The sequence below is a fragment of the Bradyrhizobium sp. PUT101 genome, assembly GCF_052043945.1.
In the GTDB taxonomy this organism is placed as follows: Bacteria; Pseudomonadota; Alphaproteobacteria; order Rhizobiales; family Xanthobacteraceae; genus Bradyrhizobium.
Genome location: NZ_CP197207.1, coordinates 4,722,989 through 4,746,248, shown reverse-complemented (window position 1 = coordinate 4,746,248; position 23,260 = coordinate 4,722,989). Strand labels below are relative to the sequence as shown.

Annotated in this window: 26 protein-coding genes and 1 tRNA gene; 13 read left to right on the top strand and 14 right to left on the bottom strand. The window is 65.2% G+C overall.

Going from position 1 to position 23,260, the window contains the following annotated elements; translation table 11 throughout:
- The first annotated feature begins 4 nt into the window (after nucleotides 1-4).
- From ACSHT2_RS22880 to ACSHT2_RS22865, 4 genes are read left to right on the top strand one after another with little or no spacing between them, the layout of a single operon-like run.
- Nucleotides 5-460, top strand: a complete 456-nt coding sequence (locus ACSHT2_RS22880; protein WP_440636670.1) for a MaoC family dehydratase N-terminal domain-containing protein — start codon at nucleotides 5-7, stop codon at nucleotides 458-460.
- A complete protein-coding gene (locus ACSHT2_RS22875) occupies nucleotides 460-867 on the top strand; it encodes a MaoC family dehydratase (protein ID WP_440636669.1) in 408 nt (135 codons plus the stop codon). The genes ACSHT2_RS22880 and ACSHT2_RS22875 overlap by 1 nt, the downstream gene beginning before the upstream one ends.
- A 20-nt stretch (nucleotides 868-887) precedes the next feature.
- Nucleotides 888-1,715: an SDR family NAD(P)-dependent oxidoreductase gene (locus ACSHT2_RS22870; protein ID WP_370118026.1), complete on the top strand. Its 828-nt coding sequence runs from the start codon at nucleotides 888-890 to the stop codon at nucleotides 1,713-1,715.
- Between the two features lie 13 nt (nucleotides 1,716-1,728).
- On the top strand, nucleotides 1,729-2,874 hold the full coding sequence (locus ACSHT2_RS22865) for an acyl-CoA dehydrogenase family protein (RefSeq protein WP_440636668.1): 1,146 nt from the start codon (nucleotides 1,729-1,731) through the stop codon (nucleotides 2,872-2,874).
- A gap of 1 nt (nucleotide 2,875) precedes the next feature.
- On the opposite strand, the gene ACSHT2_RS22860 is transcribed toward ACSHT2_RS22865, so the two are convergent.
- Nucleotides 2,876-3,856, bottom strand: a complete 981-nt coding sequence (locus ACSHT2_RS22860) for a helix-turn-helix domain-containing protein (RefSeq protein ID WP_440636667.1) — start codon at nucleotides 3,854-3,856, stop codon at nucleotides 2,876-2,878.
- A 140-nt stretch (nucleotides 3,857-3,996) separates the two neighbouring features.
- Between ACSHT2_RS22860 and ACSHT2_RS22855 the strand changes: the two genes are divergently transcribed.
- Entirely contained in the window at nucleotides 3,997-4,722 is a 726-nt protein-coding gene (locus tag ACSHT2_RS22855; RefSeq protein WP_440636666.1) for an alpha/beta fold hydrolase, read from the top strand.
- Between the two features lie 43 nt (nucleotides 4,723-4,765).
- On the opposite strand, the gene ACSHT2_RS22850 is transcribed toward ACSHT2_RS22855, so the two are convergent.
- The 3 genes from ACSHT2_RS22850 to ACSHT2_RS22840 form a co-directional block, all read right to left on the bottom strand.
- The gene (locus tag ACSHT2_RS22850) at nucleotides 4,766-5,905 is read right to left on the bottom strand and encodes an amidohydrolase/deacetylase family metallohydrolase (protein ID WP_440636665.1); all 1,140 of its coding nucleotides are present in this window, start codon (nucleotides 5,903-5,905) and stop codon (nucleotides 4,766-4,768) included.
- Between the two features lie 194 nt (nucleotides 5,906-6,099).
- Nucleotides 6,100-7,560: a catalase gene (locus tag ACSHT2_RS22845; protein WP_440636664.1), complete on the bottom strand. Its 1,461-nt coding sequence runs from the start codon at nucleotides 7,558-7,560 to the stop codon at nucleotides 6,100-6,102.
- Nucleotides 7,561-7,628: 68 nt separating this feature from the next.
- On the bottom strand, nucleotides 7,629-8,270 hold the full coding sequence (locus ACSHT2_RS22840; protein ID WP_440636663.1) for an HD domain-containing protein: 642 nt from the start codon (nucleotides 8,268-8,270) through the stop codon (nucleotides 7,629-7,631).
- Between the two features lie 105 nt (nucleotides 8,271-8,375).
- Here ACSHT2_RS22840 and ACSHT2_RS22835 point away from each other — a divergent pair, with 105 nt between their 5' ends.
- On the top strand, nucleotides 8,376-9,359 hold the full coding sequence (locus tag ACSHT2_RS22835) for a GlxA family transcriptional regulator (protein WP_440636662.1): 984 nt from the start codon (nucleotides 8,376-8,378) through the stop codon (nucleotides 9,357-9,359).
- Between the two features lie 20 nt (nucleotides 9,360-9,379).
- On the opposite strand, the gene ACSHT2_RS22830 is transcribed toward ACSHT2_RS22835, so the two are convergent.
- Nucleotides 9,380-9,456: transfer RNA gene (locus tag ACSHT2_RS22830), tRNA-Arg, on the bottom strand.
- 144 nt (nucleotides 9,457-9,600) lie between these two features.
- Here ACSHT2_RS22830 and ACSHT2_RS22825 point away from each other — a divergent pair.
- Nucleotides 9,601-9,960, top strand: a complete 360-nt coding sequence (locus ACSHT2_RS22825) for a VOC family protein (RefSeq protein ID WP_440636661.1) — start codon at nucleotides 9,601-9,603, stop codon at nucleotides 9,958-9,960.
- A 33-nt stretch (nucleotides 9,961-9,993) separates the two neighbouring features.
- On the opposite strand, the gene ACSHT2_RS22820 is transcribed toward ACSHT2_RS22825, so the two are convergent.
- From ACSHT2_RS22820 to ACSHT2_RS22810, 3 genes are read right to left on the bottom strand one after another with little or no spacing between them, the layout of a single operon-like run.
- Nucleotides 9,994-10,239 carry a hypothetical protein gene (locus ACSHT2_RS22820; RefSeq protein ID WP_440636660.1) on the bottom strand — a complete coding sequence of 82 codons (246 nt, stop codon included), beginning with the start codon at nucleotides 10,237-10,239 and terminating at the stop codon, nucleotides 9,994-9,996.
- A gap of 10 nt (nucleotides 10,240-10,249) precedes the next feature.
- Nucleotides 10,250-10,888: an RraA family protein gene (locus ACSHT2_RS22815; protein ID WP_440636659.1), complete on the bottom strand. Its 639-nt coding sequence runs from the start codon at nucleotides 10,886-10,888 to the stop codon at nucleotides 10,250-10,252.
- Nucleotides 10,889-10,909: 21 nt separating this feature from the next.
- Entirely contained in the window at nucleotides 10,910-12,427 is a 1,518-nt protein-coding gene (locus ACSHT2_RS22810) for an AMP-binding protein (protein WP_440636658.1), read from the bottom strand.
- 233 nt (nucleotides 12,428-12,660) lie between these two features.
- On the opposite strand from ACSHT2_RS22810, the gene ACSHT2_RS22805 reads away from it, so the two are divergent.
- Complete coding sequence (locus tag ACSHT2_RS22805; RefSeq protein ID WP_440636657.1) at nucleotides 12,661-13,284, top strand: hypothetical protein; 624 nt, start codon at nucleotides 12,661-12,663, stop codon at nucleotides 13,282-13,284.
- 185 nt (nucleotides 13,285-13,469) lie between these two features.
- Here the strand turns inward: ACSHT2_RS22805 and ACSHT2_RS22800 are convergent, their stop codons facing one another.
- Both ACSHT2_RS22800 and ACSHT2_RS22795 read right to left on the bottom strand, forming a co-directional pair.
- The gene (locus ACSHT2_RS22800; RefSeq protein WP_440636656.1) at nucleotides 13,470-13,685 is read right to left on the bottom strand and encodes a hypothetical protein; all 216 of its coding nucleotides are present in this window, start codon (nucleotides 13,683-13,685) and stop codon (nucleotides 13,470-13,472) included.
- An 18-nt stretch (nucleotides 13,686-13,703) separates the two neighbouring features.
- Nucleotides 13,704-14,708 (bottom strand): 2-dehydropantoate 2-reductase, encoded by a 1,005-nt coding sequence (locus tag ACSHT2_RS22795; protein ID WP_440636655.1) that lies wholly within the window; start codon nucleotides 14,706-14,708, stop codon nucleotides 13,704-13,706.
- A gap of 153 nt (nucleotides 14,709-14,861) precedes the next feature.
- Between ACSHT2_RS22795 and ACSHT2_RS22790 the strand changes: the two genes are divergently transcribed.
- Both ACSHT2_RS22790 and ACSHT2_RS22785 read left to right on the top strand, forming a co-directional pair.
- The gene (locus tag ACSHT2_RS22790) at nucleotides 14,862-15,428 is read left to right on the top strand and encodes a YidB family protein (RefSeq protein ID WP_440636654.1); all 567 of its coding nucleotides are present in this window, start codon (nucleotides 14,862-14,864) and stop codon (nucleotides 15,426-15,428) included.
- Nucleotides 15,429-15,518: 90 nt separating this feature from the next.
- Nucleotides 15,519-15,791: a GlsB/YeaQ/YmgE family stress response membrane protein gene (locus ACSHT2_RS22785; protein ID WP_271531271.1), complete on the top strand. Its 273-nt coding sequence runs from the start codon at nucleotides 15,519-15,521 to the stop codon at nucleotides 15,789-15,791.
- 145 nt (nucleotides 15,792-15,936) lie between these two features.
- Here ACSHT2_RS22785 and ACSHT2_RS22780 read toward each other — a convergent pair whose 3' ends face one another.
- Nucleotides 15,937-16,722, bottom strand: a complete 786-nt coding sequence (locus ACSHT2_RS22780; RefSeq protein WP_319336313.1) for an SDR family NAD(P)-dependent oxidoreductase — start codon at nucleotides 16,720-16,722, stop codon at nucleotides 15,937-15,939.
- Between the two features lie 247 nt (nucleotides 16,723-16,969).
- On the opposite strand from ACSHT2_RS22780, the gene ACSHT2_RS22775 reads away from it, so the two are divergent.
- The 3 genes from ACSHT2_RS22775 (at nucleotide 16,970) to ACSHT2_RS22765 (ending at nucleotide 20,230) form a co-directional block, all read left to right on the top strand.
- Nucleotides 16,970-18,034: an acyl-CoA dehydrogenase family protein gene (locus tag ACSHT2_RS22775; protein ID WP_440636653.1), complete on the top strand. Its 1,065-nt coding sequence runs from the start codon at nucleotides 16,970-16,972 to the stop codon at nucleotides 18,032-18,034.
- An 18-nt stretch (nucleotides 18,035-18,052) separates the two neighbouring features.
- Nucleotides 18,053-19,213, top strand: a complete 1,161-nt coding sequence (locus ACSHT2_RS22770) for an acyl-CoA dehydrogenase family protein (protein WP_440636652.1) — start codon at nucleotides 18,053-18,055, stop codon at nucleotides 19,211-19,213.
- Between the two features lie 198 nt (nucleotides 19,214-19,411).
- The gene (locus ACSHT2_RS22765) at nucleotides 19,412-20,230 is read left to right on the top strand and encodes an enoyl-CoA hydratase/isomerase family protein (RefSeq protein WP_440636650.1); all 819 of its coding nucleotides are present in this window, start codon (nucleotides 19,412-19,414) and stop codon (nucleotides 20,228-20,230) included.
- A gap of 94 nt (nucleotides 20,231-20,324) precedes the next feature.
- Here ACSHT2_RS22765 and ACSHT2_RS22760 read toward each other — a convergent pair whose 3' ends face one another.
- The 3 genes from ACSHT2_RS22760 to ACSHT2_RS22750 all read right to left on the bottom strand — a co-directional run bounded on the left by ACSHT2_RS22760 (nucleotide 20,325) and on the right by ACSHT2_RS22750 (nucleotide 23,214).
- Nucleotides 20,325-21,077, bottom strand: a complete 753-nt coding sequence (locus tag ACSHT2_RS22760; RefSeq protein WP_440642907.1) for a hypothetical protein — start codon at nucleotides 21,075-21,077, stop codon at nucleotides 20,325-20,327.
- A gap of 2 nt (nucleotides 21,078-21,079) precedes the next feature.
- Complete coding sequence (locus tag ACSHT2_RS22755) at nucleotides 21,080-21,871, bottom strand: enoyl-CoA hydratase (protein ID WP_319336298.1); 792 nt, start codon at nucleotides 21,869-21,871, stop codon at nucleotides 21,080-21,082.
- 137 nt (nucleotides 21,872-22,008) lie between these two features.
- The gene (locus ACSHT2_RS22750) at nucleotides 22,009-23,214 is read right to left on the bottom strand and encodes an ABC transporter substrate-binding protein (protein ID WP_440636648.1); all 1,206 of its coding nucleotides are present in this window, start codon (nucleotides 23,212-23,214) and stop codon (nucleotides 22,009-22,011) included.
- Between the last annotated feature and the right edge of the window lie 46 nt (nucleotides 23,215-23,260).

Below are 23,260 nucleotides of genomic sequence, written 5' to 3'. Positions count from 1 at the left end.
CGTCATGGTCGATCAGTCCGCCGTAGGGCGCAGCTTCACGCCCGTCACCGCGCGCGTGGAGCCGGGCCGCCTCCGCTACTTCCTCAAGACGCTGGATGAACAGAATCCGGTCTACCGCAATGCAGATGCTGCGCGCACTGCCGGATTTGCCGGCACGCCGGTGCCGCCGACCTATTTGTTCTGCCTGGAGATGTTGGACGCCGAGGACCCGTTCGACATGTTCACCGCCCTCGGCATCGATCTCGGCAGAGTGCTGCATGGCGAGCAGACTTTCGTCTACCACGCGCCGGTTCTGGTCGGAGACACCCTGACGTTTCGTCCATGCGTGACCAGCGTGACGGACAAGAAGGGCGGCGCGATGACGCTGATCGGCATTCGATGCGAGGTGACCAACCAGGACGGCGTGCACGTCGCCGACACCGCGCGCACCATCGTCGTCCGCAACAAGGTGGCGTCGTGATGGCATCTGCAGACATCAAGGCCGGCGACCGCATCGTCCACAAGGTCTTTCCGCCGATCACCCGCCACACGCTCGCGCTCTACTGCGGCGCATCGGGCGATCATAATCCGATCCACGTCGATATCGACTTTGCCAAGGCGGCCGGGTTCCCGGATGTGTTCGCCCACGGCATGCTGGTGATGGCCTATCTCGGGCAGGCGCTCACGGATGCGGTGCCCCCGTCGAAGCTTCGCAGCTTTGCGACCCGGTTCGTCGCGATCACCCAGCTCGGCGCAAAGCTGACTTGCGAAGGCACTGTGACCGAGATTTTCGCGGAAGATGGCGAGCGTCGCGCAAGGCTCGCGCTCACCACCAGGGATGATCGCGGCGAGGTCAAGCTCGAAGGCAGCGCGATCGTTGCGCTGTGACAGCAGGAGAACACATCCAGATGGCAAAACTGCAAGGAAAGGTCGCGCTCGTCACCGGCTCGGGCCGTGGCATCGGGCGCGCGATCGCGCTCAAGCTCGCGCGCGAAGGCGCCAAGGTGGTCGTCAATGACCTCGATGCCGAGCCCGGCAACGCTGTGGTCGCGGAGATCAAGGCGCTCGGCGGCGACGCCGTCGCAGTGAACGGCAGCGTCTCGGAAACGGGTTTCGCCGACCGTTTCGTCGGCGCCGCGCTGGAGAAGCTCGGCGGACTCGACATCATCGTCAACAATGCCGGGTACACCTGGGACTCCACCATCCAGAAGATGACGGACGAGCAGTTTCAGGCCATGCTCGACGTCCATCTCGTCGCGCCGTTCCGGATCCTGCGCGCGGCCGCCGAGCCGATCCGCGTCTTTGCCAGGAAGGAAGCCGAGGAGGGACGCGAGGTGTTCCGCAAGGTCGTGAACATCTCCTCGATCGCTGGCCTCTATGGCAATGCCGGACAGGCAAGCTATTCCTCGGCCAAGGCCTCGCTGATCGGGTTGACCCGAACCATGTGCAAGGAGTGGGGCCGCTACAAGGTCAACGTCAATTGCGTCGCCTTCGGCCTCATCAACACCCGTCTGACCCAGCCGATCGAGGCGCAGCAGAAGACCATCGACGTCGCCGGCCGCGACATCAAGGTGGGCGTGCAGCCGCACATGCTGGAGGCCATGTCGCGCATGATCCCGCTCGGCCGCGGTGGCACGCCGGAAGAGGCAGCCGACGCCGTCTATCTGTTCTGCAGCCCGGAATCCAACTATATCAGCGGCCAGGTGGTGGTCGCCGGCGGCGGCCTGATTGTCTGAGAGCGAGGGGCTGATGCAATACCGATCGTCGTGGATGACCGAAGAGCTGGACACGTTCCGCGACCAGTTCCGGAAATATCTCGCCAAGGACCTGGCGCCGCATGCCGAAAAGTGGCGCGAGCAGAAGATGGTCGACCGCTTTGCCTGGCGCGGGCTCGGCGAGATGGGCGCGCTGCTCGCGAGCGTGCCGGAGGAATATGGCGGCCTGGGCGCGACCTTCGCTTATGACGCCGCGGTGCTGGAAGACCTCGAAAGCACCGTGCCGGAGATGACGACCGGCGTCTCCGTGCACAGCGCCATCGTCGCGCATTACATCCTCAATTACGGCTCGGAGGAGCAGAAGAAGCGCTGGCTGCCCAAGATGGCCTCCGGCGAGATGGTCGGCGCCATCGCCATGACCGAACCCGGCACCGGCTCGGACCTCCAGGCCGTCAAGACCACGGCGAAGAAGCAGGGCAATTCCTACGTCATCAATGGCCAGAAGACGTTCATCACCAACGGCCAGGCCGCCGATCTCGTCATCGTGGTCGCGCGCACCGGCGACGCCGGCGCCAAGGGCATTTCGCTGATCGCGGTCGAGACCGCGGATGCCGACGGCTACAAGCGCGGGCGCAACCTCGACAAGATCGGCCTGCATGCGTCCGATACGTCGGAACTGTTCTTCGACAACGTGACCGTGCCGCCGGAGAACCTGCTCGGCAAGGAGGAAGGCCAGGGCTTCGTCCAGCTGATGCAGCAATTGCCGCAGGAGCGTCTTGCGCTCGCAGTCGGCGCCGTCGCCTCGATGGAGCGCGCGGTCAAGCTCACCACCGAGTACACCAAGGAGCGGAAGGCGTTCGGCAAGCCGCTGATGGATTTCCAGAACACCGCCTTCACGCTGGCCGAGCGCAAGACCGAAGCGATGATCGCCCGCGTCTTCGTCGACTGGTGCATCGAGCGTCTGATCGCGAAGGACCTCGACACGGTCACGGCCTCGATGGCGAAATACTGGTGCTCGGAGAAGCAGGTCGAGACCGCCGACGAATGCCTGCAGCTGTTCGGCGGCTACGGCTACATGCAGGAATACCCGATCTCGCGCATCTTCATCGATTCGCGCATCCAGAAGATCTATGGCGGCACCAACGAGATCATGAAGCTGCTGATCGCGAGGTCGCTGTAGATCATCGCGCTCGCCAGTCGCGCGGCCGGCAGCCGAAGCGCTGCTTGAAGCGCCGGGTGAAGTGGGAGAGGTCCGAAAAGCCCCAGTCGAACGCGATGGCGCCGATCGCACGGTGCGCCGTTGCGGGATCCCTGAGATCCCTGGCCGCGCCGTCGAGCCGATGGTCGATGACGTAGTCGGTGAAGCTGGAGCCTGATCGTGCCAGCAGCTTGTGCACGTAGCGCTCGCTGATGCCCACGACCTCGGCGACATCGGCAACCGCAAGGCCCGGCTCGCGGAGCCGCCGGTGAATGGCTCGCTTCAGCGCCAGCGTGGTTGCGTCGGCAAGACTCTCGGACTCCGCAGCGCCTGCCCGGCTGCGCCGCGACAGGCTCACGGCGACCAGTTCCATCAACGCCCGGAACAGCCGCACGCCCTCATCTTCGCTCATCCGCAGCGCGCCGCCGCTGAGCGTGCGCGCGGTCTCGACGATGAGATGGCCAACATAGGGGTCATCGGAGACCCGCGCCGCGGCGACGTCGAACGAAGCCGGCAGCCGTTCGCGCAAAGCCTCGGCCGGCACCCAGAACGAGGCGACGCGCAATTGCGGACCCCGATCGTGCAGGAGCGCAAACCGCCGATCGCTGTCGAAGATACCGACCTGTCCGGGCGACAGGCTGATCTCGCGATCCCCCTGCTGAATGCGACAGCGGCCGGCCAGCTTCAGGTTGAGGTAGAAGCAACTGCGGTCGGACGCTGCGATGTCGGCCGCAGAGCGCCGCACCACGTGGTCGGGAAAGCTGACGCGGTTGATCGCGGCATCGCCGAGACGGACGTGCTCGACGCTGGCAGGAAAGCCGGCTGCGGCCGCCGGCTCCGGCGTCAGATTCATGAAGGCCTGGCAGATCGCCTCGCGATAATAGGCGAATTGCTCGTCCGGCCGCACACCCACGGTGTTCCAGGCCGATTGGCGTGACGGAATTGCGCGCTCGATCTGCTGCATCGGTTCACTCCGAGACCAATCCGGTTCACTCCCAGCCAAGCGACAAACCAGCCGCCGGTCCACAATTGACGCACGGCAGCGCCGCACCGATCAAGGCCGCGCGGCCTCGATCTAACCACACCCTTGGGAGGAGCCACAACATGTCGACCTACGTTCTCGTCCACGGCGCCTGGCACACCGGTGCCGAGTTCGAGCCCGTCGCCGCACCGATCCGCGCGGCCGGTCATCAGGTCCATACCCCCACCATCAAGGGCAACCGCCCGGGCGATGCCAAGACCACAGGGCTGAAGGAGGCGATCCAGTCGATCGCCGACTATCTCGCCGAAAACAATCTCAAGGACGTCATCCTGCTGGGCCATTCCTATGGCGGCATGATCATCACCGGCGTCGCCGATCTCGCGCCCGAGCGCATCCGCCGCCTGGTCTACTGGAACGCCTTCGTGCCCAACGACGGCGAATGCCTCAACGACATGGTGCCGCCGCACTATATCGGATTGTTCGACGCGATCGCGGCCGAACGCGGCGACGGCTCGGTGGTACTGCCCTTCCCGATCTGGCGCGAGGCCTTCATCAACGATGCCGATATCGAGCTGGCGCAGAAGGCTTACGACGTCCTCAACCCGCATCCGCTGGCGACCTTCACCGACAAGATCGCGCTCAAGACCAATCCGGCCGAGATGCAGCTGGCCAAATCCTACATCAATTGCACTGAAGACACCGCGCTGCCGCACAGCTATGGCTGGCATCCGCGTCTGTCGGAGAAGCTCGGTCTATTCCGCCTGGTGCAGGTGCCCGGAAGCCATGAGCTCTGCTTCTCCGATCCGGCAAGGCTCGCCAGGGCGATCATGGAGGCGGGACGCGACTGACAACTACGTCCCGTGACCGGCGCTCACGATGCGTGAGCACCGGTCAATCCGGATGCCACCAGCGGCCGCCGATGACGACGCCCTCGGAGACGATCTTGCGGTCCCCGATCAGGTGCTCGCCGACGACGTCTTCGTAATCGAACTGTCCCTGCCTCACTGAGATCAGCGTGGCGTCGCCAACGCTGCCCGGCTTGAGGCTGCCGAGCTCGGGACGCCGCAGCGCCATTGCCGCATTCACCGTAGACGCCGCGACGACGTCGGACAGCTCCATGCCCATGCACAGGAATTTCGACATGGTCGTGACCTGGTCGTAGGCCGGGCCGTCGATGCAGAGCTGGTGGATGTCGGAGGAGATGGTGTCCGGATAGAAGCCATTGGCGAGCATGGCCCGCGCGGTCTTGAAGGCGAACGAACCCTTGCCGTGGCCGATGTCGAACAGCACGCCACGCTCCCGCGCATCCAGCACCGCCTTCTTCACCGTGCCCTGCGCGGTCGCGGGCGTGTTGGGGAATGGACGGAAGGCATGGGTCAGCACGTCGCCGGGCCGCAGGCGGGCCAGCACCTCCTCGTAGCTCGGCGGCGGATGATCGATATGCGCCATCAGCGGCATGCCGACCTCGTTCGCAACCTCCAGCGCGATATCGAGCGGCACAGCCCCCGACGTGCCCGATGAGTGCAGGCCCACGCGCACCTTGATGCCGACGATGAGATCGCGGTTGGCATCGGCGACCTTGGCCGCCTCGATCGGATTCATCAGCCGCAACTCCTCGCTCTCGCCGACCATGATCCGGTGCGAGAAGCCGAAGATGCCGGCATGCGAGACGTGCAAGTAAGCGAGGATGCGAACCTGGCTCGGCTCGATGACATGCTTGCGGAAGCCGGCGAAGTTGCCGGGACCTGCGCTGCCGGTGTCGACCGCCGTGGTGACGCCGGAGAGACGGCAGAATTCCTCGGCATCGATGCCGAGCGAGGTGCCACCCCAATAGACATGGGTGTGCAGATCGATCAGCCCCGGCGTCACGATGTAGCGTGAGACATCACGTACCTCGGTGCCCGGATCCGCCTTGAGCCCGCTGCCGATCGCCGCCACCTTGCCGCCGGCAAAGGCGACATCGGTCACGGCATCGAGCTTCTGCGACGGGTCGATCACCCGCCCCCCGCGCAGGATCAAGTCGAAAGGCATCGTTGTCTCCGGATCTAGCTATGAGGCGGCCGACTGGTCAGCCGAGAGGAGGGAATCCCCACACTTCTAGCAATTTTCGCGCCGGAGTCCTCGGCAAACCGAGACGATGACCCATGACAAATTGGCGGCCCCGGTAAGTGCCACGCGCCGACCTGCGACGCAGATGCCTCTCGTCCGGGGTGCTGTCGATGCACTTATTCAGAGCGAACCGTGACAAGACGCATCAGCGCTTTGCGGACACCGGCGCCATAGGCCGGATCGGCTTTCGTGCAGTTCGCGATGTGGCGCTCCTGGATGTGGACGGCTGCACTGCCGACGGCGCGTGCCGTATTGTCGAACAGGACCTGCCGCTGCGTCGCGTTCATCTTGCGGAACAGGTCTCCGGGCTGCTGATAGTGGTCGTCGTCGACACGATGATCCCAGTGGGCGGCGGCGCCGTCTATCTCCAGCGGTGGCTCGTTGAGATCGGGCTGATCGGTCCACTCGCCGTGACTGTTGGGGAAATAGGTCGGCGTTCTCCCCAGATTGCCGTCCGTCCGCATTGCGCCGTCGCGATGGTAGCTGTGATACGGACATTTCGGGGCATTGACTGGAATCAGGTGATGGTTGACGCCGAGGCGATAGCGCGCCGCGTCTCCATATGAGAACAGACGAGCCTGCAGCATCTTGTCGGGCGAGAAGCCGATGCCGGGGACGACATGGGCCGGCGAGAAGGACGCCTGCTCGACCTCGGCGAAGACGTTTTCCGGATTCCGGTTCAACTCGAAATAGCCGACCTCGATCAGCGGAAAGTCCGCCTTGGGCCAGACCTTGGTCAGATCGAACGGATTGAACGGAAACGCCTTGGCTTCGTCATCGGTCATGACCTGCACGAACAGGGTCCAGCGTGGAAATTCACCGCGCTCGATGCTCCCGAACAAATCGCGCTGATGAGACTCGCGGTCCTTGCCGACGAGCGCCTCGGCCTCGGCGTCCGTCAGGTTCTCGATGCCCTGCTGCGTGCGGAAGTGAAACTTCACCCAGGTCCGTTCATTGGCAGCATTGACGAAGCTGTAGGTATGGCTGCCGAAGCCGTGCATGTGACGATAGCTCTTCGGAATGCCGCGCTCGCTCATGACGATGGTGACCTGATGCAGCGCCTCCGGCAGCAGCGTCCAGAAATCCCAATTGTTGTCGGCGCTGCGCATCCCCGTCCGCGGGTCGCGCTTGATCGCGTGATTGAGGTCGGGGAAACGCAGGGGATCGCGGAAGAAGAACACGGGGGTGTTGTTCCCCACCATGTCCCAGTTGCCTTCCTCGGTGTAGAACTTGAGCGCAAAGCCACGGATGTCGCGCTCGGCGTCGGCCGCGCCGCGCTCACCGGCGACGGTCGAGAACCGTGCGAACATCGGCGTCTGCTTTCCGATCTGCGAGAAGATCCTCGCCTTGGTATAGCGGGTGATGTCATGGGTCACGGTGAAGCTGCCGAAGGCACCCGATCCCTTGGCATGCATCCGCCGCTCGGGGATCACTTCACGGTCGAAATGAGCCAGCTTCTCGATCAGCCAGATGTCCTGGAGAAGAGCGGGGCCACGACGGCCCGCGGTCATGATGTTCAGGTTGTCGCTGACGGGAGCGCCGGTCGCGTGCGTGAGATAGGGTGGCTTGTCGCTCATGTGATGATTTCCGATCGGTGATTTGGAGAAAGAGGCGGTAGGGCCGCGCGGCAGCGCCGAGCGGCGGCTCAGCCGTGCCAATGCGAGCCGCGGATGACGCTGCAGAAGTTGCCGCGATGGAAATGCGGCTCCTTGTCGGCGATGACGTCGGCCTTGACGTTGCCGAAGGTGGTATCCGGCCTGTGCTTGATGCCGTCGTAGAACGCCTGGATGATGTCCTCCTTGAAGTGCGGCGTTCGCGGAAACACTTCCACCACCGCCTCGCGTTCCTCGTCGGAATAGTCCTCGTAGGTGAGGCCGAGAACGTCCATCTCGACGCCGGCGGTCACCAGAGCGACGACGGGATGCATGTGCTGCGGCACGCCCGGCGTCGTGTGCAACGCGATCGCGGTCCAGACCGTGTAGGCGTCGGCTTCGGAGATGCCATGGCTGCGCAGGAAGTCACGAGCGGCGTGCGCGCCGTCCACTTCGAACCGTTCGTGCTTGCTGCCATGGCCCGGCATCAGGCCGATGTCGTGGAACATCGCTCCGGCATAGAGCAGCTCGCGGTCGAATTTCAGCCCGCGGCGAATGCCGGCCAGCGCGCCGAAATGATAGACGCGGCTGGAATGGTTGAAGAGAAGGTCCGTCTCGGTGTCACGGATGTAGTCGGTGATGGCGCGCGCAAGCTTGCTGTCGGGAATGCCGGCGGCTTTGGCGATCTGTGGCATGAGGGTCTCCTGAAAATCTCTGGTCGCCCGCAAGCTAGATCCGCGCTATTCTGTCTTCAAATGACGTAATACGTCTAAAACGGACAAATACCGACCGAGGCGGACATGAGCGGGAAGCCGAAATCGAGGACAGTTGTGATCGTGGCGTTGCCCGGGGTGCAGCTTCTCGACGTCGCGGGGCCGCTCGACGTTTTCGCCGAGGCCAACGTGCAGGCCGGCCATCAGGCCTATGCGCTTTTGGTGGCAGGAGCGGAGCCCGGCCCGATCCACAGCTCTTCAGGCGTGCGACTGATGCCGGACCGGATCCTCGATCGCGGCTTCCAGGAGAGCATCGACACGTTGCTGATCGCGGGATGCCCGCACGCCGCCGACGTGCCGGCAGACGGCGTCGTGACCGATTGGCTCCGCCGGCGGGCGACCAGGACCCGGCGCTTCGGATCGGTTTGCAGCGGCGCTTTCTTCCTTGCAGCGGCGGGCCTCCTCGACGGCAGACGAGTCACGACACACTGGGCAGTCGCCGACCGACTTGCCGAGAAATTCCCGTCAGTCACCGTGGACAAGGACGCGATCTCCGTCACCGACGGCAAGCTTCGCACGGCTGCCGGTGTCACTGCGGGGCTCGATCTCGCGCTCGCCCTCGTCGAGGAGGATCTCGGGCGCGAGACGGCGATGAAGGTTGCGAGCCAGCTGGTCATGTTCTTCAAGCGCCCGGGCGGACAAATGCAGTTCAGCCGCAAGGGCGAGACCGTCCCCGCCGGCCGTGCCGCGCTGCAGGAGCTGCAGCGCTGGGTCGCCGCCAATCCTGGACTGGACCACAGCGTCGCGAGCCTCGCGGCGCGCATGGACATCAGCCCACGTCACTTTGCGCGGCTATTCCGTGCCGAAGTCGGAATCACCCCCGCGACCTGGGTCGAGGAGGCCCGCGTCAACGCGGCGAGGCGCCTGCTGGAGCTCGGAAACGAAGCGCCCAAGCAGGTGGCCCTGCATTGCGGCTTTGCCGACGCGGACACGCTGCGCCGCGCGTTCGCCCGCCATGTCGGCGTGACGCCCGCCGAATATCGCAAGCGCTTTGCGCGGATCTCGGCCTGATACGCGAGGAAAGATGAGAATGGCGATCCCGGGAAGACTCGAACTTCCGACCTACGGTTTAGGAAACCGCCGCTCTATCCGGCTGAGCTACGGGACCGCGGAACCCCACAATTGCAGGTTCGGCCCCCTCATAGCAGAGCAGGATGTGGTTCGCCAAGCCGCAAGGCGGGCCGGACCATCGTCAAGCTGAACAGGGCGGCTATACAATCGCGGCGCAATCCCTCCTGGCGGAGCAGCTCACATGATCGACAGCATCAGCGCCATCACGCTCGGCACCCACGACATGGCGCGCGCCGTGCACTTCTACCGCTCGCTCGGGTTCGAGCTGCTGTATGGCGGCGAGGCCGCAGCATTCACGAGCTTTCGCGCCGGCAGCGGCTATCTCAACCTGACGGCGCAGCCGGACGACAGGCGCTGGTCCTGGTGGGGCCGCGTCATCTTCTATGTCGCCGACGTCGACGCGACCTATGAGCAGGCGCGCGCTGCGGGATGGCAGCCGTCGACCACGCCCCGCGATGCCGAATGGGGCGAGCGCTACTTCCATCTCACCGACCCCGACGGCCATGAGCTCAGCTTCGCGCGGCCACTGCGCCCGACATGACGAAGCAGCCCTACGCCCTGATGTTGTTGTCCTTCACCACCTTGCCCAATAGGCGACCTGCTTGTCGAAGAAGGTCTTGAAGGCGGTGCCGTCCTGGAGCAGCAGCGTCATGTGCTGCGTCTCCTTGAGCTGGGTGGCGGTCGCAGGCTCGCTCAGGAACTCCTTGGACGCCGTCGCGAGGCCAGCGACGATATCGGCGGCGTGCCTGCGGGGGCGCAGATGCCCCGCCAGGCCAGCATGTTGGTGCCGAGCTGGGCGGCGACCAGCGCGGCCCTTCACGCGCATCTGATCAGGACTTGCCGTACGAGCCCTGGTAGCGGCCCTCGCGGATCGCCTTCAACGTCTCCTCCTCGCGCGCGACCTGGGCGCGCACCGCTTCCAGCAGCGCGGCGGCACCGGCGGCGGGAAACGACACCACGCCATCCTCGTCGCCGACGACGATGTCGCCGGGCGAGATCACGCTGCCGCCGACGGTGACAGGCACATTGATCTCGCCGGGGCCGTTCTTGTAGGGACCGCGATGGATCACCGCGCGCGCATAGCAGGGAAAGTCGTCGGCCGCGAAAGCCGCGACGTCGCGGATCGCACCGTCGATCACATAGCCTTCGGCTTTGCGCCATTGCGCGATGCTCTTCATGATCTCGCCGACCAGCGCCCGCGTCTCGTCCCCGCCGCCGTCGACCACGATGACGTCACCCGGGCCGACCAGCTCGAGCGCGCGATGGACGGCGAGATTGTCGCCGGGCCGGGTGCGCACCGTGAAGGCCGTCCCCACCAGCTTGCCGCCGCGATGATAGGGCCTTAGCCCCACCGCACCCGGCAAGCGGGCGAGATTGTCCGAGATCACCGAAGTCGGAGCGCCCCTGAAACCCTCGATGATATGGGCCGGCGGCTTCGGCACGCTGCTCGCTGCGATGGTGATCGTCATGTCAGTCCTTCCGTGTCTGTCTTACTCGACGTGCGCCCGCGCCTTCGCCGGCCAAATCCGGAAGGCGCGCCCCTCCTTCATCCACGCCGCACGCTCATCGCGCAACAGCGTGCGGCGGACTTTGCCGGAATCATCGCGCGGCGGAGCGCCGACGAACTCGAAGCTTTCAGGATGCTTGTAGCGGCTGAGCCGGTCCTTCAAAAACTCGGCCATGCCGTCGGCGATGGCCTGGCCGTCCGCATCAGGCTCCGGTTCGATGATGGCATGCACGCGCTGGCCCAATTCCGGATCGGGCAGTCCCACCACCACGCAGGAGCGCACGCCGGGGCAAGCAGAAACCGCAGCCTCGACCTCGGCCGGATAGATGTTGGCACCGCCGCGCAAGACCATGTCGGCGAGGCGGTCGCCGAGATAGAGATAGCCTTCAGCATCCAGCCTGCCGATATCACCGAGCGACTCCCAGCCGTCAGCGCGGCGTTTCGGCTCGGCACCGAGATAGTGATAGGTGGCGTCCTTGCCGTCATTGTTGAGGAAGTAGATCTCGCCGGTCTCGCCCGGCGCAACATCGTTGCCGTCCTCGCCGATGATGCGAAGCTTCGCCATGTCGCCGATCTTGCCGACCGAGCCCTTGTGCGTCAGCCATTCCGAGCCGGAGATGATGCAGGCGCCCTGGCGCTCGGTGCCGCCATAGAGCTCCCATACCCGCTCGGGCCCGAGCCAGGCGATCCAGTTCTCCTTCAGCCAGGGCGGCATCGGCGCGGCCATATGGAAGACGGTCTGCAGGCTCGACACATCGTAGGCGTTGCGCACGTTCTCCGGCAGCGCCCAGATCCGGTGCATCATGGTCGGCACGAAATTGACCCATTGCACGCGCTCGCGTTGGATCTGGCGCAGCGTCTCCTCGGCATCGAACTTGACGAGGCCGGTGAGTTGGCCGCCGGCGAACAGCGCGTAATGCGACACGATGAATGGCGCATTGTGGTAGAGCGGGCCGGGATTGAGCAGCGAAACCCCGAACGGGATGTTGAGCGGCGGCGCGGCGACCGTGTCGGTCACCGCCGGCTGATGATCGAGGATCACCTTGGGACGGCCAGTCGAGCCGCCTGAGGTCATCGCTTTCCAGTAGCGCGCCACCGGCGCATCGAGCGGCTCGTCCGAGAACCCTTCCGGCACGAAGTCCACAGGCAGCCGGTTCGGCGCATTCCAGTCGGCCTCGCCGCCGACCACAAGCGCCGGCTTCAGAATGTCGAGCACGGCAGCGGCTTCGCCGCGCGGCAGCCGCCATGACAGCGAGGTCGGCGTCGCCCCGCACTTCCATACCGCAAAGGAGGTCTCGAAGAACGCGTTGCCGTTCGGCAAGCCGATCGCGACGAAATCGCCGGGCTTGACGCCCCTGGCCGCGAACGCCCGGGCGCGCCGGTTGGCGCCACGCTCGAGCTCGTTCCATGTCAGCGTGTCCTGCCCGTGACGGACGGCGATCGTGCCATGCGGTTTGCGTTCAGCGTACCAGCGCGGCACGTCGGACAGGGGCAGCAGCATCAGGCGATTCCACTTCGTCTTCTTGGCGTCGCCTCGGGAGTGAGGCGCTCGCAGCATGAGTGTAACAGCCTGCAGGCAAGCAGCGCTGTGACTCCCGCGCCACGTCAAGCACAAAATGTCAGCATTGCAGACATGAAATTCCCGAGTTCCATGGGTGACAAGGCGGCGATAAAGGGGCAAAAATCCGGCTCGACTCAGTTCGGGTTGAGTCTTGCAAGGAATGCTCTCGTAGAATGTCGGCCGTAGCTACATCGCGTCGTGCGGCGCTGCTTCTCGTTACCGCAGCAGGATTTCTCCTGCTGACGCATGCGCATGCCGAGGCGCAATGGTGGAAACGCGCGCCGGTCGATTTCGAGGAATGCGCCGACGTAGCCGAGAAGGCCGCAACCAAGACCGAGAAGACATCCGCGCTTGCAGACTGCAACGCCAAGTTTGCCGGCCGCCGCAAGCCGGGCGGCGGTTATTCCTATTACGACTTCCTCCAGGATCGCACGTTCGATATCGCCGGCCCCAATCCGACGCCGGAGGAGCAGAAGAAGATCGACGAAGCCTATACCGCCTATCTCGCCAATCAGCGCCGCAGCAATGAAGCGGCCCAAGCCATGGCCCGCCAGCAGCGCGAGCAACAAGAGCAACAGGTACAGCAGCTTCAGCAGCTTGCGCTGCGAACCGAAGTCGAGCGCGTGCCTATTCCGGTTGGGCGGCCGAAGGTCCAGCAGGCCGTAAGCCCGAGGCCGAAGGGCGCGCCCTGCACCAAGGGCTCGTTCTCCTGCGAATGGCCACGGCTATCGGAAAGCTTGAACGATCTGAAGAAGCTGTTCAATCCGACGCCGAGCAAGCCCGCGAAGAAGGGCTGAGCTAGCGCAAAACTCCGCTGTCGTCCCGGACAAGCGTAAGCGCAGATCCGGGACCCATAATCACAGGGAGAAGTTTTTACGCAAGCAGGCAACCGCGAATCTTCGCCAAACTTCTCCCTGTGGCTGGGTCCCGGATCGGCGCGCTTTGGGCGCGCTTGTCCGGGACGACAGCGGAGTGTGGGGCGTCAATTCGGCTGCTTCTTCTTGCTGCGCTTCGGTTTGACCGGCGGCGTACTCGTAGGCTCCGTTACCGTCGGCGAACTGCCCAACTGCGACCGGCTCTCCTGCAATCGCCTGTCATAGCCGGGAGAGTTCATGACGGTCGGCGGCCTGGCGTGGGCCAGCGCCGATGCGGCGCAGAGCGTGGCCAACGCGACTCCGATCATCAAACAACGCTTCATCGCGTTCCTCCTTCGCACTCACGCCGACCCGCGGATCTGCTGCGGCGTCAGTCCGGGCGGGCCCTTGCCGGCGAGTTCAGCCTCCTTGATCAGCGCAACAATGCGGCGCATCAGCGGCACGCTGACATTGTTCCGCTCGGCGAGCGCGATCACCGCGCCCTGGAGGTAGTCGATCTCGGTCTTGCGGCCCTGCTTCAGATCCTGCCACATCGAGGAGCGTGCCTCGGGATCGATCTTCATCGTGCGTCCCAGAATCGCTTTGAAGATCGCATCCGGCAGTCGTAGCAAGGCCGGAGACCAGCCCATCGGGATCGGCGTCGACGATACTGGAGCGATACCGGCGGCCTTCAGCGCGGCCAGCCCTTCCGCCATCTGGTCCGCGAACAGTTTTCGCCAGTCGCGGTTCGCCAGCTGCGCGGCGAGAGGCATGTCCGACAACGCGCTGAGCGCATTGTTCAGATTGATGATCAGCTTGCCCCATTGCACGCCGGCGATGTCGGCGCTCGCGCGCACCGCGAGGCCGGCGACCGAAAGCGCCGCGGCCGTGTTCTCCGGGTCCTCTCCCACGCGGATGTCGCCAGAGGTCGAGCGGTGGAAACGGCCCTCACCCATCGCGATCACGTTGAACGGCACCATGCCGGCAAGCACGCGGCGGCCGCCAAGCCGCTCGCGCAGCACCGCCACATTGCCGATGCCGTTCTGGAGCGAGACGACGACGGCATCCTGCGGCGCATGCTGCGCGATCTGATCCGCGACATAGGCAGTGTCGGCGCTCTTCACCGTGACCAGCACGATGCCGGCGCTGTGGAAGATCGCAGGATCCTCGGACAACGCGAGCTGACCTGCGCCGAGCCTCTTCTCGGAGCCGTCGAAATCGGTCAGCCGCAGGCCGAACCGTTCGATCTCGGACTTCACCCGCGGCCGCACCAGGAGCGCAACACGGCGGCCAGCGGCCGCCAGCATGCCGCCGACGAAACAGCCGATGGCGCCCGCGCCGGCCACCACGATTGGTCGATTCGTCATCGCCTCGCCTTGCTCCCTGAACGGTCCGCCTTCGATAGCAGAGGCCAGGCCGGCAACCAATCGCGGTGCATCCGCCTTGTAACGGTCATGAGAGCCCCATATGTTTTCCGCCCGGGGGCCGTCAGCGGCGAGCGTTCGTCAAAGGAGAGCACCATGGGTCTACTCGACGTCCTCAACGGCATGCAGAACGGCCCGCGCGGCCCGAGCACGCCAAGCTCGGAGAAATCTTCCGGCGGCATGTCGCCGATGACCATGGCGCTCCTCGGCCTGCTCGCCTGGAAGGCCTTCAAGCATTTCACGGGCAACCAGTCCGGCTCAGCGCCCCAACCGTCGCCGACGCCCGCGCCTCCGCCGGTGAACGCAGGTGGGGGTGGCAGTCTGAGCGACGTGCTCAAGGGTGGCCTCGGCGGCCTGCTTGCCGGCGGCGCGGCCGGCACCGTGCTCAGCGGCGGGCTCGGCGATCTCCTCAACCAGCTCCAGCAGAGCGGCCACGGCGATGCCGCGAATTCCTGGGTCGGCAGGGGCGAGAACAAGCCGATCGCGCCCGGCGATCTCGCCAGCGCACTCGGCGCCGACCAGATCGACAGCCTGTCCGCCCAGAGCGGCCTGTCACGTGAGGAGCTGCTCTCCGGTCTCAGCCAATATCTGCCGCAGGTGGTCGACCATCTGACGCCGGACGGACGGCTGCCGAACGAGAACGAACTCTCGGGCAGGATCTGAAGTTCTTGGTCTGAGCATGATCTATTCGGAGAACCGCGACACACTTCTCCGGATCATGCTCGAAGCGTTCTCGGGAAGGGGAGCACACTCATGAGCATAGGCGGCCTGCTGTGGATCATCGTCGTCGGCTTCGTCGCCGGCCTCATCGCGCGCTGGCTGGCGCCGGGACCAAACAGTCCGAGCGGCTTCATCCTCACAACCATCCTCGGCATCGCCGGCGCATTTCTGGCGACCTTCGTTGGCCAGGCCATCGGCCATTACAGCCCCGACCAGGGCGCCGGCTTCATCATGGCCACGATCGGCGCGGTGGTGGTGCTGTTCATCTGGCACCGGCTGGTGGCGAGGGGCGTGATCAAGGGGTAGTGGCTCCAAGCGCCCAGAGACGGCAAACTGTCTCCACATCGTCATGCCCGGGCTTGACCCGGGCATCCACGTCTTTCAATCCGCGCGGCAACGCGTGGATGGCCGGGTCAAGCCCGGCCATGACGGGGAAAGAGCGCGGCACCGATCACGTAATCAGATGCATCCCCGCATCCATGCGCACGACCTCGCCGGTCATGTTGCTGGAGGCCGGCATCGCCAGGAAGCAGACGAGCTGGGCAATATCCTCTGCGCTCGAGGCCACCTTCAGCGGCACCTTGGCGACCACGCCGTCGCGCACCTGCTTGGCTCCTGCCTCGCCGCGGCCCTTGGTGAACCAGGGCGTGTCGATATAGCCGGGACATACCGTGTTGACGCGGATCAGTGGCGCCAGCGCGCGCGACAGCGACAGCGTCATGGTGTTGAGCGCGCCCTTGCTCGCGGCGTACGCAATCGACGAGCCGACCCCGCTGATGCCGGCGACCGACGACACGTTGACCACCGCGGACGGCCGCCCCGATGCCTTGGCGCCGGCCTCGAGCAGGCTGCGCGCCGCGCGCACCATCTGGAACGGGCCGATCGTGTTGACTCCGTAGACCCGCTGGAAATCTTCCGCCGACAATCCGTCGAGATCAGCGTGAGCCACATGCTTGGTGGTGCCGGCATTGTTGACGAGCACGTCGAGCCGGCCCCATCCGCTGGCTGCCGCGACGATCTTGCGGCAATCCTCATCCTTGGAAACGTCGCCCTGTGCGACCAGGACCTCCGCCGCGCCGGCCTTGCGGCAGAGGTCGGCCGTGGCCTCGGCTTCCTTCTGGCTCGACGAATAGTTGATGACGAGCCGCGCCCCGCTCCGCGCGAGAATCTCCGCGGTCGCCGCGCCGAGGCCAGACGCCGATCCCGTCACGATTGCGCACAGACTGTCCTTTGCCATCCCGAATTCCTTCCCCTGTTCTGACGTTGGCGTCCTCTTTAGCGAGTTTGCCGCGCCCTGCAAATCGAGCAAACTCCGCTAAGCGGAATTAGCCTCCTATTGGCCCTTGCGCCCATGCCCGCGCCGCAGGTTGACCTGCGGTCAACGCTTGTCAGGGCCATGGCTTTTTTCGATCATCGGGCGCAAGAAGAGACCGCGCACCCACCTACGGAACGGGACGCGCCAATGGCAAGACACGGGGAACGCTGTGGCGGAGAGTGACAATATCGTCGTCGAGACCGCGGAGAAAATCTTCGCCGATCTCGCCGACCCGCAAACCATCAACAACGACAAGAAGGATTCGTGGCAGGCGCCGCTGTGGCAGGCGCTGAGCGAAGCCGGCCTGCCTCTGTCCTGGGTGTCCGATGACCTCGGCGGCTCCGGCGCGAGCCTTGCCGATGGCTTTGCGCTGCTGAACGCCGCCGGCCGTTTCGCGGTCGCGGTGCCCCTGGCCGAGACCATGCTGGCGGGGTGGCTGCTGGCGCAGAGCAAGATCGCCTCGCCCGAAGGCGAGATGACAGTGTTGCCGGCATCGCCGAAGGACCGCATCAGCCTCGATGCCGACGGCGCGCTCTCCGGCCGCGCCCGCGGCGTGCCGTTCGCGAAGACAGCGAAGCACGTCGCGGTGCTGGCGCACGGCAAGGACGGCATTTCCATCGCGCTGGTCGACACGGCCAAGGCGCGGATCGAGGCCGGCCTCAATGTCGGCTACGACCACAGCGATACCGTGACGCTCGACAAGGTCCAGCCTATCACCATCAAACCCGCGCCGAAGGGCTTCGACCAGACCACGCTGATGCTGATGGGCGGCGTAGCGCGCAGCCTTCAGATCGCGGGCGCGCTGGAGTCCATGCTCGACATCTCCGTGCGCTATTCCAACGAGCGCGTCGCCTTCGAGAAGACGATCTCGAAGTTCCAGGCCGTGCAGCACAATCTCGCCCGCCTTGCCGGCGAGTCCGCCGCGGCGCTTGCGGCGGCGACGTCGGCCGCCGACGCGATCGCCAACGCAAGATCCTTCAGCGACGAGGTCTATCTCGAAGCCGCCTCAGCCAAGATCCGTTGCGCGGAAGCAGCCGAGAAAGGCGGCGGCATCGCGCATCAGGTCCACGGCGCGATCGGCTTCACCATGGAGCATATCCTGCACCGCTATTCGCTACGGGCGCTGGCCTGGCGCGACGATTTCGGCTCGGAAAGCTACTGGGCCGTCGAGCTCGGCAAGCTCGTCGCAAACCGCGGCGCCGACGAATTGTGGCCGCTCGTGGCGTCGCGCTGATCAGGGGACGAGACAACAATGACCGCTGCCCTCCGTTTCGATCCGATCCGCCTGCCTGAGAAATGCGAGCAATTGCGCAGGGAAGTGCGCGCCTTCCTCGCCGAGGAAATCGCCGCCGGCACCTTCGATCCGCATAAGCCCAACCGCGAGGACACCGACGCGCCTGAATTTTCCCGCCGGGTCGGCGCCAAGGGCTGGCTGGGAATGACCTGGCCGAAGAAATATGGCGGCCAGGAACGCTCCTTCCTCGAACGCTACGTCGTGACCGAAGAGATGCGCGTGGCCAACGCGCCGACGCGGCGCTTCTTCGTCGCCGACCGCCAGAGCGGGCCGGTGCTGCTGAAATACGCGCCCGAGCACATCAAGATGGATATCCTGCCGCGCATCTGCCGCGGCGAGATCTGCTTTGCCATCGGCATGAGCGAACCGAACTCCGGCTCCGACCTGTTCGCGGCGAAGACGCGCGCGACCAGGACCGACGGCGGCTATCTCATCAACGGCACCAAGATCTGGACCTCGTCGGCGCATATCGCCGACTACATGATCGCGATCTTCCGCACCTCGCCGCCGACCAAGGAAAACCGCCGCCACGGCCTGACGCAGTTTTTGGTCAAGATGAAGCAGCCCGGCATCAAGGTGAACCCGATCGGCCAGATCACCGGCCAATACGAGTTCAACGAGGTCGTCTTCACCGACCATTTCATCCCCGACGATCACGTGCTCGGCGAGGTCGACGGCGCCTGGAAGCAGGCGACCTCGGAACTCGCCTACGAGCGCTCGGGCCCCGAGCGCTTCCTCGAGACCTATTATGTGCTGACCGAGCTCGTCCGCGCAGTCGGCCCCAATCCGGACACGCGCAGCGCCGAGGGCATCGGTCGGCTGGTGGCGCAACTCCACACCATGCGGCGCATGTCGGTCTCGGTTGCCGGCATGCTGGAAGCCGGCAAGGAGCCTGTGGTCGAGGCGTCCATCGTCAAGGACATCGGCACGGTCTGGGAGCAGCAGCTGCCGCATCGCGTGCGCGATCTCGCCGCCTTCGTCGAGGAGACCGCGAGCAACCGCGAGACGCTGGAGCGGCAGCTCGACTTCGCCATCAAGACCGCACCGAAGCTCACCATCCAGGGCGGCACCACCGAGGTGCTGCGCGGCATCATCGCCCGCGGACTTGGCTTGCGGTAACGCGCATGGACGACGCTATCGCGGCTCGCTCCGATCACCTCTCCCATAGGGAGAGGTCGATTTGCGCCAGAAAATCGGGTGAGGGGCTGGGCTTCACCGAGGGACTGAAACCCCTCACCCGGCGCGCTGCGCGCCGACCTCTCCCCTTGGGAGAGGTGGTTCTTCGCTACGGATACATCGAGTTACGGGAGGCAAAGAATGAGCACCTATAAAGATATCGGCGTCGAGAAGGTCGGGCATGTCGGCACCATCGAGATCCGCCGCCCGCCGCTCAACTTCTTCGACATCTCGCTGATCAACCAGATCGCGGATGCGCTCGAAGAGTTCGACCGCGACATTGAGATCCGCGCCTCGGTTCTGTCGGCGCAGGGCAAGGCGTTCTGCGCCGGTGCCAATTTTGGGGATCCGGCGCGGCAGGCGCAGGAGGCGCGAGAGGCCGAGAAAACGGCGAAGGGCGATCCGGCCGACAGCCTCGGCTCGATCAACCATCTCTACATCCAGGCGGTGCGTATCTTCCGCGCCAAGAAGCCGATCGTCGCCGCCGTGCAGGGTGCCGCCATCGGCGGCGGACTCGGGCTCGCGGTGTCGGCCGATTTCCGCGTCACCTGCCCCGAGGCGCGCTTCTCCGCGAACTTCACCAAGCTCGGCTTTCATCCCGGCTTCGGCCTGACCGTGACGTTGCCCGAGCTGATCGGCAAGAACAACGCCGAGCTGATGTTCTACACCAGCCGCCGCGTCACCGGCGAAGAGGCTGTGAAGTGGGGCCTCGCCAATGAGCTGGTGCCGCAGGACCAGGTGAAATCGGCCGCGATGAAGCTCGCCGGCGAGATCGCCGAATGCTCCCCGCTCGGCCTGCTCTCGACCCGCGCCACGATGCGCAATGGCCTCGCCGACCGCGTCTTGGCCGCGACCAATCACGAGCTCGCCGAGCAGACCAGGTTGCGGGCGACGGAAGATTTCAAGGAAGGCGTGAAGGCCACGGAAGAGCGGCGCGCGGCGAATTTCAAAGGGCGGTGATTGCGGCGGGATCCCGCCGTATCACTTTGACATCGCGCACAACCTCCCCTGTCGTCCCCGCGAAGGCGGGGACAGCGGTGTTTGCGGCAAGAGCTCAAACCACAAGCCGGAACGTCACGCCACCCAGCAGGAATTCATTTCCCGCCACCGCATGTCCCTTCGCCCGGGCCGCATGCAGCACACGTGCGACATCGGCCACGCGAAATTCCAGTGCGCTCATGATCTCGCTCGTGCCCTTCACGAAGCGAAAGCGGGCATTCGGCAGCTTCAATTCGGCATCGCCACTCGGCGCGACACCGATGATCTTGCCCCAGTGCTCGGCCAGCCCCACCGGATCCGGGCTCTGCATCTCCACGGCCGTGAGCGCCTGCGTCACATCCTTGCGGATGAATTTCTGCCAGTCCGGTCCCGCCGGCGGATAGGCGCCAAGAATGTCGTCGCTGCCTTCGGTGTGGTTGAACTCGATGAAGGCCGCGCGGCAGTCGCGCGGGTGGAGCTGCACGCCGTGATAGGGCGCATGGTCGATGACGTTCGCGGTTCGCACGCCCAGCGCGTTGGCATTGCGGCCGCGCTCATCCGGATCGTTGCAGCAGAAGATCGCCATATAGCCGCCGCGGCCGCCGGTCTTCTCGATGAAGCGGCCGGCCGTAGTGCCCTCCTTGAACGGCGCAACCACCTCCAGCAGGATCGTGTCGACCGGGAGCAGCGCGTTCTCCAGGCCGTATTTCGCGACATTGCCGTCCCGATAGCAGACGGAAAGGCCCATGATCTCCGCGATGTCGGAGACGACAGGCGCGAGCTGCGGCGCGACCAGGCAGATCTGCCGCAGCCGCATATAGGGCGCCATCGTCATGCGCCCTTGAAGGTCGGCTTGCGCTTCTCGACGAAGGCCTTGGCGGCCTCCTTGTGATCCTCGGTGTCGCCGCAGCGGGTGTGATGGATCGCCTCGCCGTCGAAGCAGTCCTCCAGCGCCAGATGCTCGGCATTGTTGATGTTGCGCTTGATGAAGCCGAGCGCGATCGACGGGCCCTGCGCCAGCGACAGCGCGAGCTCGTGGGCGGCGGCATCGATCTCGGCGTCGGGGACGACCTTGGTTACCATGCCGATCGCATGCGCTTCCCTGGCCGTGAGCACCGGCGACATCAGATAGAGCTCACGCGCCCGCGCGCTGCCGAGCAGCTGCGTCAGGAAATAGGTCCCGCCGTAATCGCCGGAGAATCCGACCTTGGCGAAGGCGGTGGTGATCTTGCAGGATTCGGAGGCGATGCGCAGGTCGCAGGACAGCGCCATCGACAGGCCCGCGCCGGCGGCGGCACCATCGAGCTGCGCCACCACGGGCTTGGGCATCTGGTGCAGGATGCGCGAGACCTCCATGCCGCGGCGCAGATTCGCAAGCTTCTGCTCGAACGGCAGCGGTGCACGACCTGCCGCCATCGACTTGACGTCGCCGCCGACGCAGAAGGAGCCGCCGGCGCCCTTGAACAGCACCGCCCGCACCTCCGGATCATCAGCCGCGCGCCGCGCCGCTTCGACTAGCCCGGCGACCATGTCCGGGTTGAGCGCGTTCTTCCGCTCCGGCCGGTTCATCGTGATGGTGAGCAGCCCGCCTTCGAGCTTTTGCAGAACCATGTCGTTGCTCACAGGGCGTCTCCCTTGTTGTTTGTTGTGTCGTTCCGGGGCGCGATGAAGTCGCGAGCCCGGAATTCATTCTTCGACGGTCGCTGCCGCCCGATGGATCCCGGGTTCTCGCTACGCGGGCCCCGGGATGACGCTTCGCGTCACTTCTTCACCAACGGGCAGCGCGACTGCTCCAGTGGCTGGAACGCCTCGCTGCCGGGCACCGTGGCGAGCAGCTTGTAGTCGTCCCAGCGGCCCTTGGACTCCGACGGCTTCTTCACCTCGAACAGGTACATGTCGTGAATCATGCGGCCGTCCTCGCGGATCTTGCCACCCTTGGCGAAGAAATCGTTGATCGGCGTCTCCTTCATCACCTTGATCACCGCCGCGGCATCGGTCGTGCCGGCCGCCTTCACGGCTTTCAGGTAATGTGTGACGGAGGAATAGACGCCGGCCTGCGCCGAGGTCGGCACCCGCTTGGTGCGCTCCATGAAGCGCTTCGAGAATGCGCGCGTGTCGTCGTTGAGGTCCCAGTAGAACGCCTCGGCCAGCAACAGACCCTGCGCGGTCTCCAGCCCGATCGAATCGATGTCGGAGACGAAGGCGAGCAGCGGCGAGACCTTCTGGCCGCCCTTGGTGATGCCGAACTCGGCTGCCTGCTTGATCGCGTTGACGGTGTCGCCGCCGGCGTTGGCAAGCCCGATGACCTTGGCTTTGGAGGCCTGGGCCTGCAGCAGGAACGAGGAGAAATCCGACGTGTTGAGCGGATGGCGCACGCTGCCGAGCACCTTCCCGCCGGTCTTGGTCACGACGCTGCTGGTGTCCTTCTCCAGGTCCTGGCCGAAGGCGTAATCGGCGGTGAGGAAGAACCAGGTGTCGAGACCCGACTTCACAGCCGCAAGACCGGTCACATTGGCCTGGCCGTAGGTATCGAACACATAGTGGATCGTGTAGGGACCACAGGCCTCGTTGGTGAGACGGATCGAGCCCGGGCCGTTGAACATGATGATCTTGTTGCGCGCTTTCGCGATCTCGCCGGCGGCAAGCGCGGTCGCGGAGGCCGCGACGTCGTAGATCATCTCGACGCCCTGATTGTCGAGCATGTCGCGGGCGATGTTAGCGGAGAGATCGGCCTTGTTGAGATGGTCGGCCGCCAGCACCTGGATCTTGCGCCCCAGCACCTCGCCACCGAAATCCTCGACGGCCATTTTGGCCGCGGTCTCGCTGCCGGCACCGGTGATGTCGGCATACAGGCTCGACATGTCGAGGATGCCGCCGATCTTCAGCGGCGGCTTGTCCTGGGCCTGCGCGGCGCTTGCACTCAGCGCAAAAGCGGCGGCAAAAATGCCCGGCAAAATTCTCTTCATCGAAAACGATCTCCCTTATCGCGCCGTACTCTGATGGCGGCTTGGT

Excerpts from the sequence above, each read along its gene's own strand:
- ACSHT2_RS22880 (WP_440636670.1), top strand. The coding sequence starts at position 5 with ATGGTCGATCAGTCCGCCGTAGGGCGCAGCTTCACGCCCGTCACCGCG.
- ACSHT2_RS22875 (WP_440636669.1), top strand. The coding sequence starts at position 460 with ATGGCATCTGCAGACATCAAGGCCGGCGACCGCATCGTCCACAAGGTC.
- ACSHT2_RS22870 (WP_370118026.1), top strand. The coding sequence starts at position 888 with ATGGCAAAACTGCAAGGAAAGGTCGCGCTCGTCACCGGCTCGGGCCGT.
- ACSHT2_RS22865 (WP_440636668.1), top strand. The coding sequence starts at position 1,729 with ATGCAATACCGATCGTCGTGGATGACCGAAGAGCTGGACACGTTCCGC.
- ACSHT2_RS22860 (WP_440636667.1), bottom strand. The coding sequence starts at position 3,856 with ATGCAGCAGATCGAGCGCGCAATTCCGTCACGCCAATCGGCCTGGAAC.
- ACSHT2_RS22855 (WP_440636666.1), top strand. The coding sequence starts at position 3,997 with ATGTCGACCTACGTTCTCGTCCACGGCGCCTGGCACACCGGTGCCGAG.
- ACSHT2_RS22850 (WP_440636665.1), bottom strand. The coding sequence starts at position 5,905 with ATGCCTTTCGACTTGATCCTGCGCGGGGGGCGGGTGATCGACCCGTCG.
- ACSHT2_RS22845 (WP_440636664.1), bottom strand. The coding sequence starts at position 7,560 with ATGAGCGACAAGCCACCCTATCTCACGCACGCGACCGGCGCTCCCGTC.
- ACSHT2_RS22840 (WP_440636663.1), bottom strand. The coding sequence starts at position 8,270 with ATGCCACAGATCGCCAAAGCCGCCGGCATTCCCGACAGCAAGCTTGCG.
- ACSHT2_RS22835 (WP_440636662.1), top strand. The coding sequence starts at position 8,376 with ATGAGCGGGAAGCCGAAATCGAGGACAGTTGTGATCGTGGCGTTGCCC.
- ACSHT2_RS22825 (WP_440636661.1), top strand. The coding sequence starts at position 9,601 with ATGATCGACAGCATCAGCGCCATCACGCTCGGCACCCACGACATGGCG.
- ACSHT2_RS22815 (WP_440636659.1), bottom strand. The coding sequence starts at position 10,888 with ATGACGATCACCATCGCAGCGAGCAGCGTGCCGAAGCCGCCGGCCCAT.
- ACSHT2_RS22810 (WP_440636658.1), bottom strand. The coding sequence starts at position 12,427 with ATGCTGCTGCCCCTGTCCGACGTGCCGCGCTGGTACGCTGAACGCAAA.
- ACSHT2_RS22805 (WP_440636657.1), top strand. The coding sequence starts at position 12,661 with ATGTCGGCCGTAGCTACATCGCGTCGTGCGGCGCTGCTTCTCGTTACC.
- ACSHT2_RS22800 (WP_440636656.1), bottom strand. The coding sequence starts at position 13,685 with ATGAAGCGTTGTTTGATGATCGGAGTCGCGTTGGCCACGCTCTGCGCC.
- ACSHT2_RS22795 (WP_440636655.1), bottom strand. The coding sequence starts at position 14,708 with ATGACGAATCGACCAATCGTGGTGGCCGGCGCGGGCGCCATCGGCTGT.
- ACSHT2_RS22790 (WP_440636654.1), top strand. The coding sequence starts at position 14,862 with ATGGGTCTACTCGACGTCCTCAACGGCATGCAGAACGGCCCGCGCGGC.
- ACSHT2_RS22785 (WP_271531271.1), top strand. The coding sequence starts at position 15,519 with ATGAGCATAGGCGGCCTGCTGTGGATCATCGTCGTCGGCTTCGTCGCC.
- ACSHT2_RS22780 (WP_319336313.1), bottom strand. The coding sequence starts at position 16,722 with ATGGCAAAGGACAGTCTGTGCGCAATCGTGACGGGATCGGCGTCTGGC.
- ACSHT2_RS22770 (WP_440636652.1), top strand. The coding sequence starts at position 18,053 with ATGACCGCTGCCCTCCGTTTCGATCCGATCCGCCTGCCTGAGAAATGC.
- ACSHT2_RS22765 (WP_440636650.1), top strand. The coding sequence starts at position 19,412 with ATGAGCACCTATAAAGATATCGGCGTCGAGAAGGTCGGGCATGTCGGC.
- ACSHT2_RS22760 (WP_440642907.1), bottom strand. The coding sequence starts at position 21,077 with ATGGCGCCCTATATGCGGCTGCGGCAGATCTGCCTGGTCGCGCCGCAG.
- ACSHT2_RS22750 (WP_440636648.1), bottom strand. The coding sequence starts at position 23,214 with ATGAAGAGAATTTTGCCGGGCATTTTTGCCGCCGCTTTTGCGCTGAGT.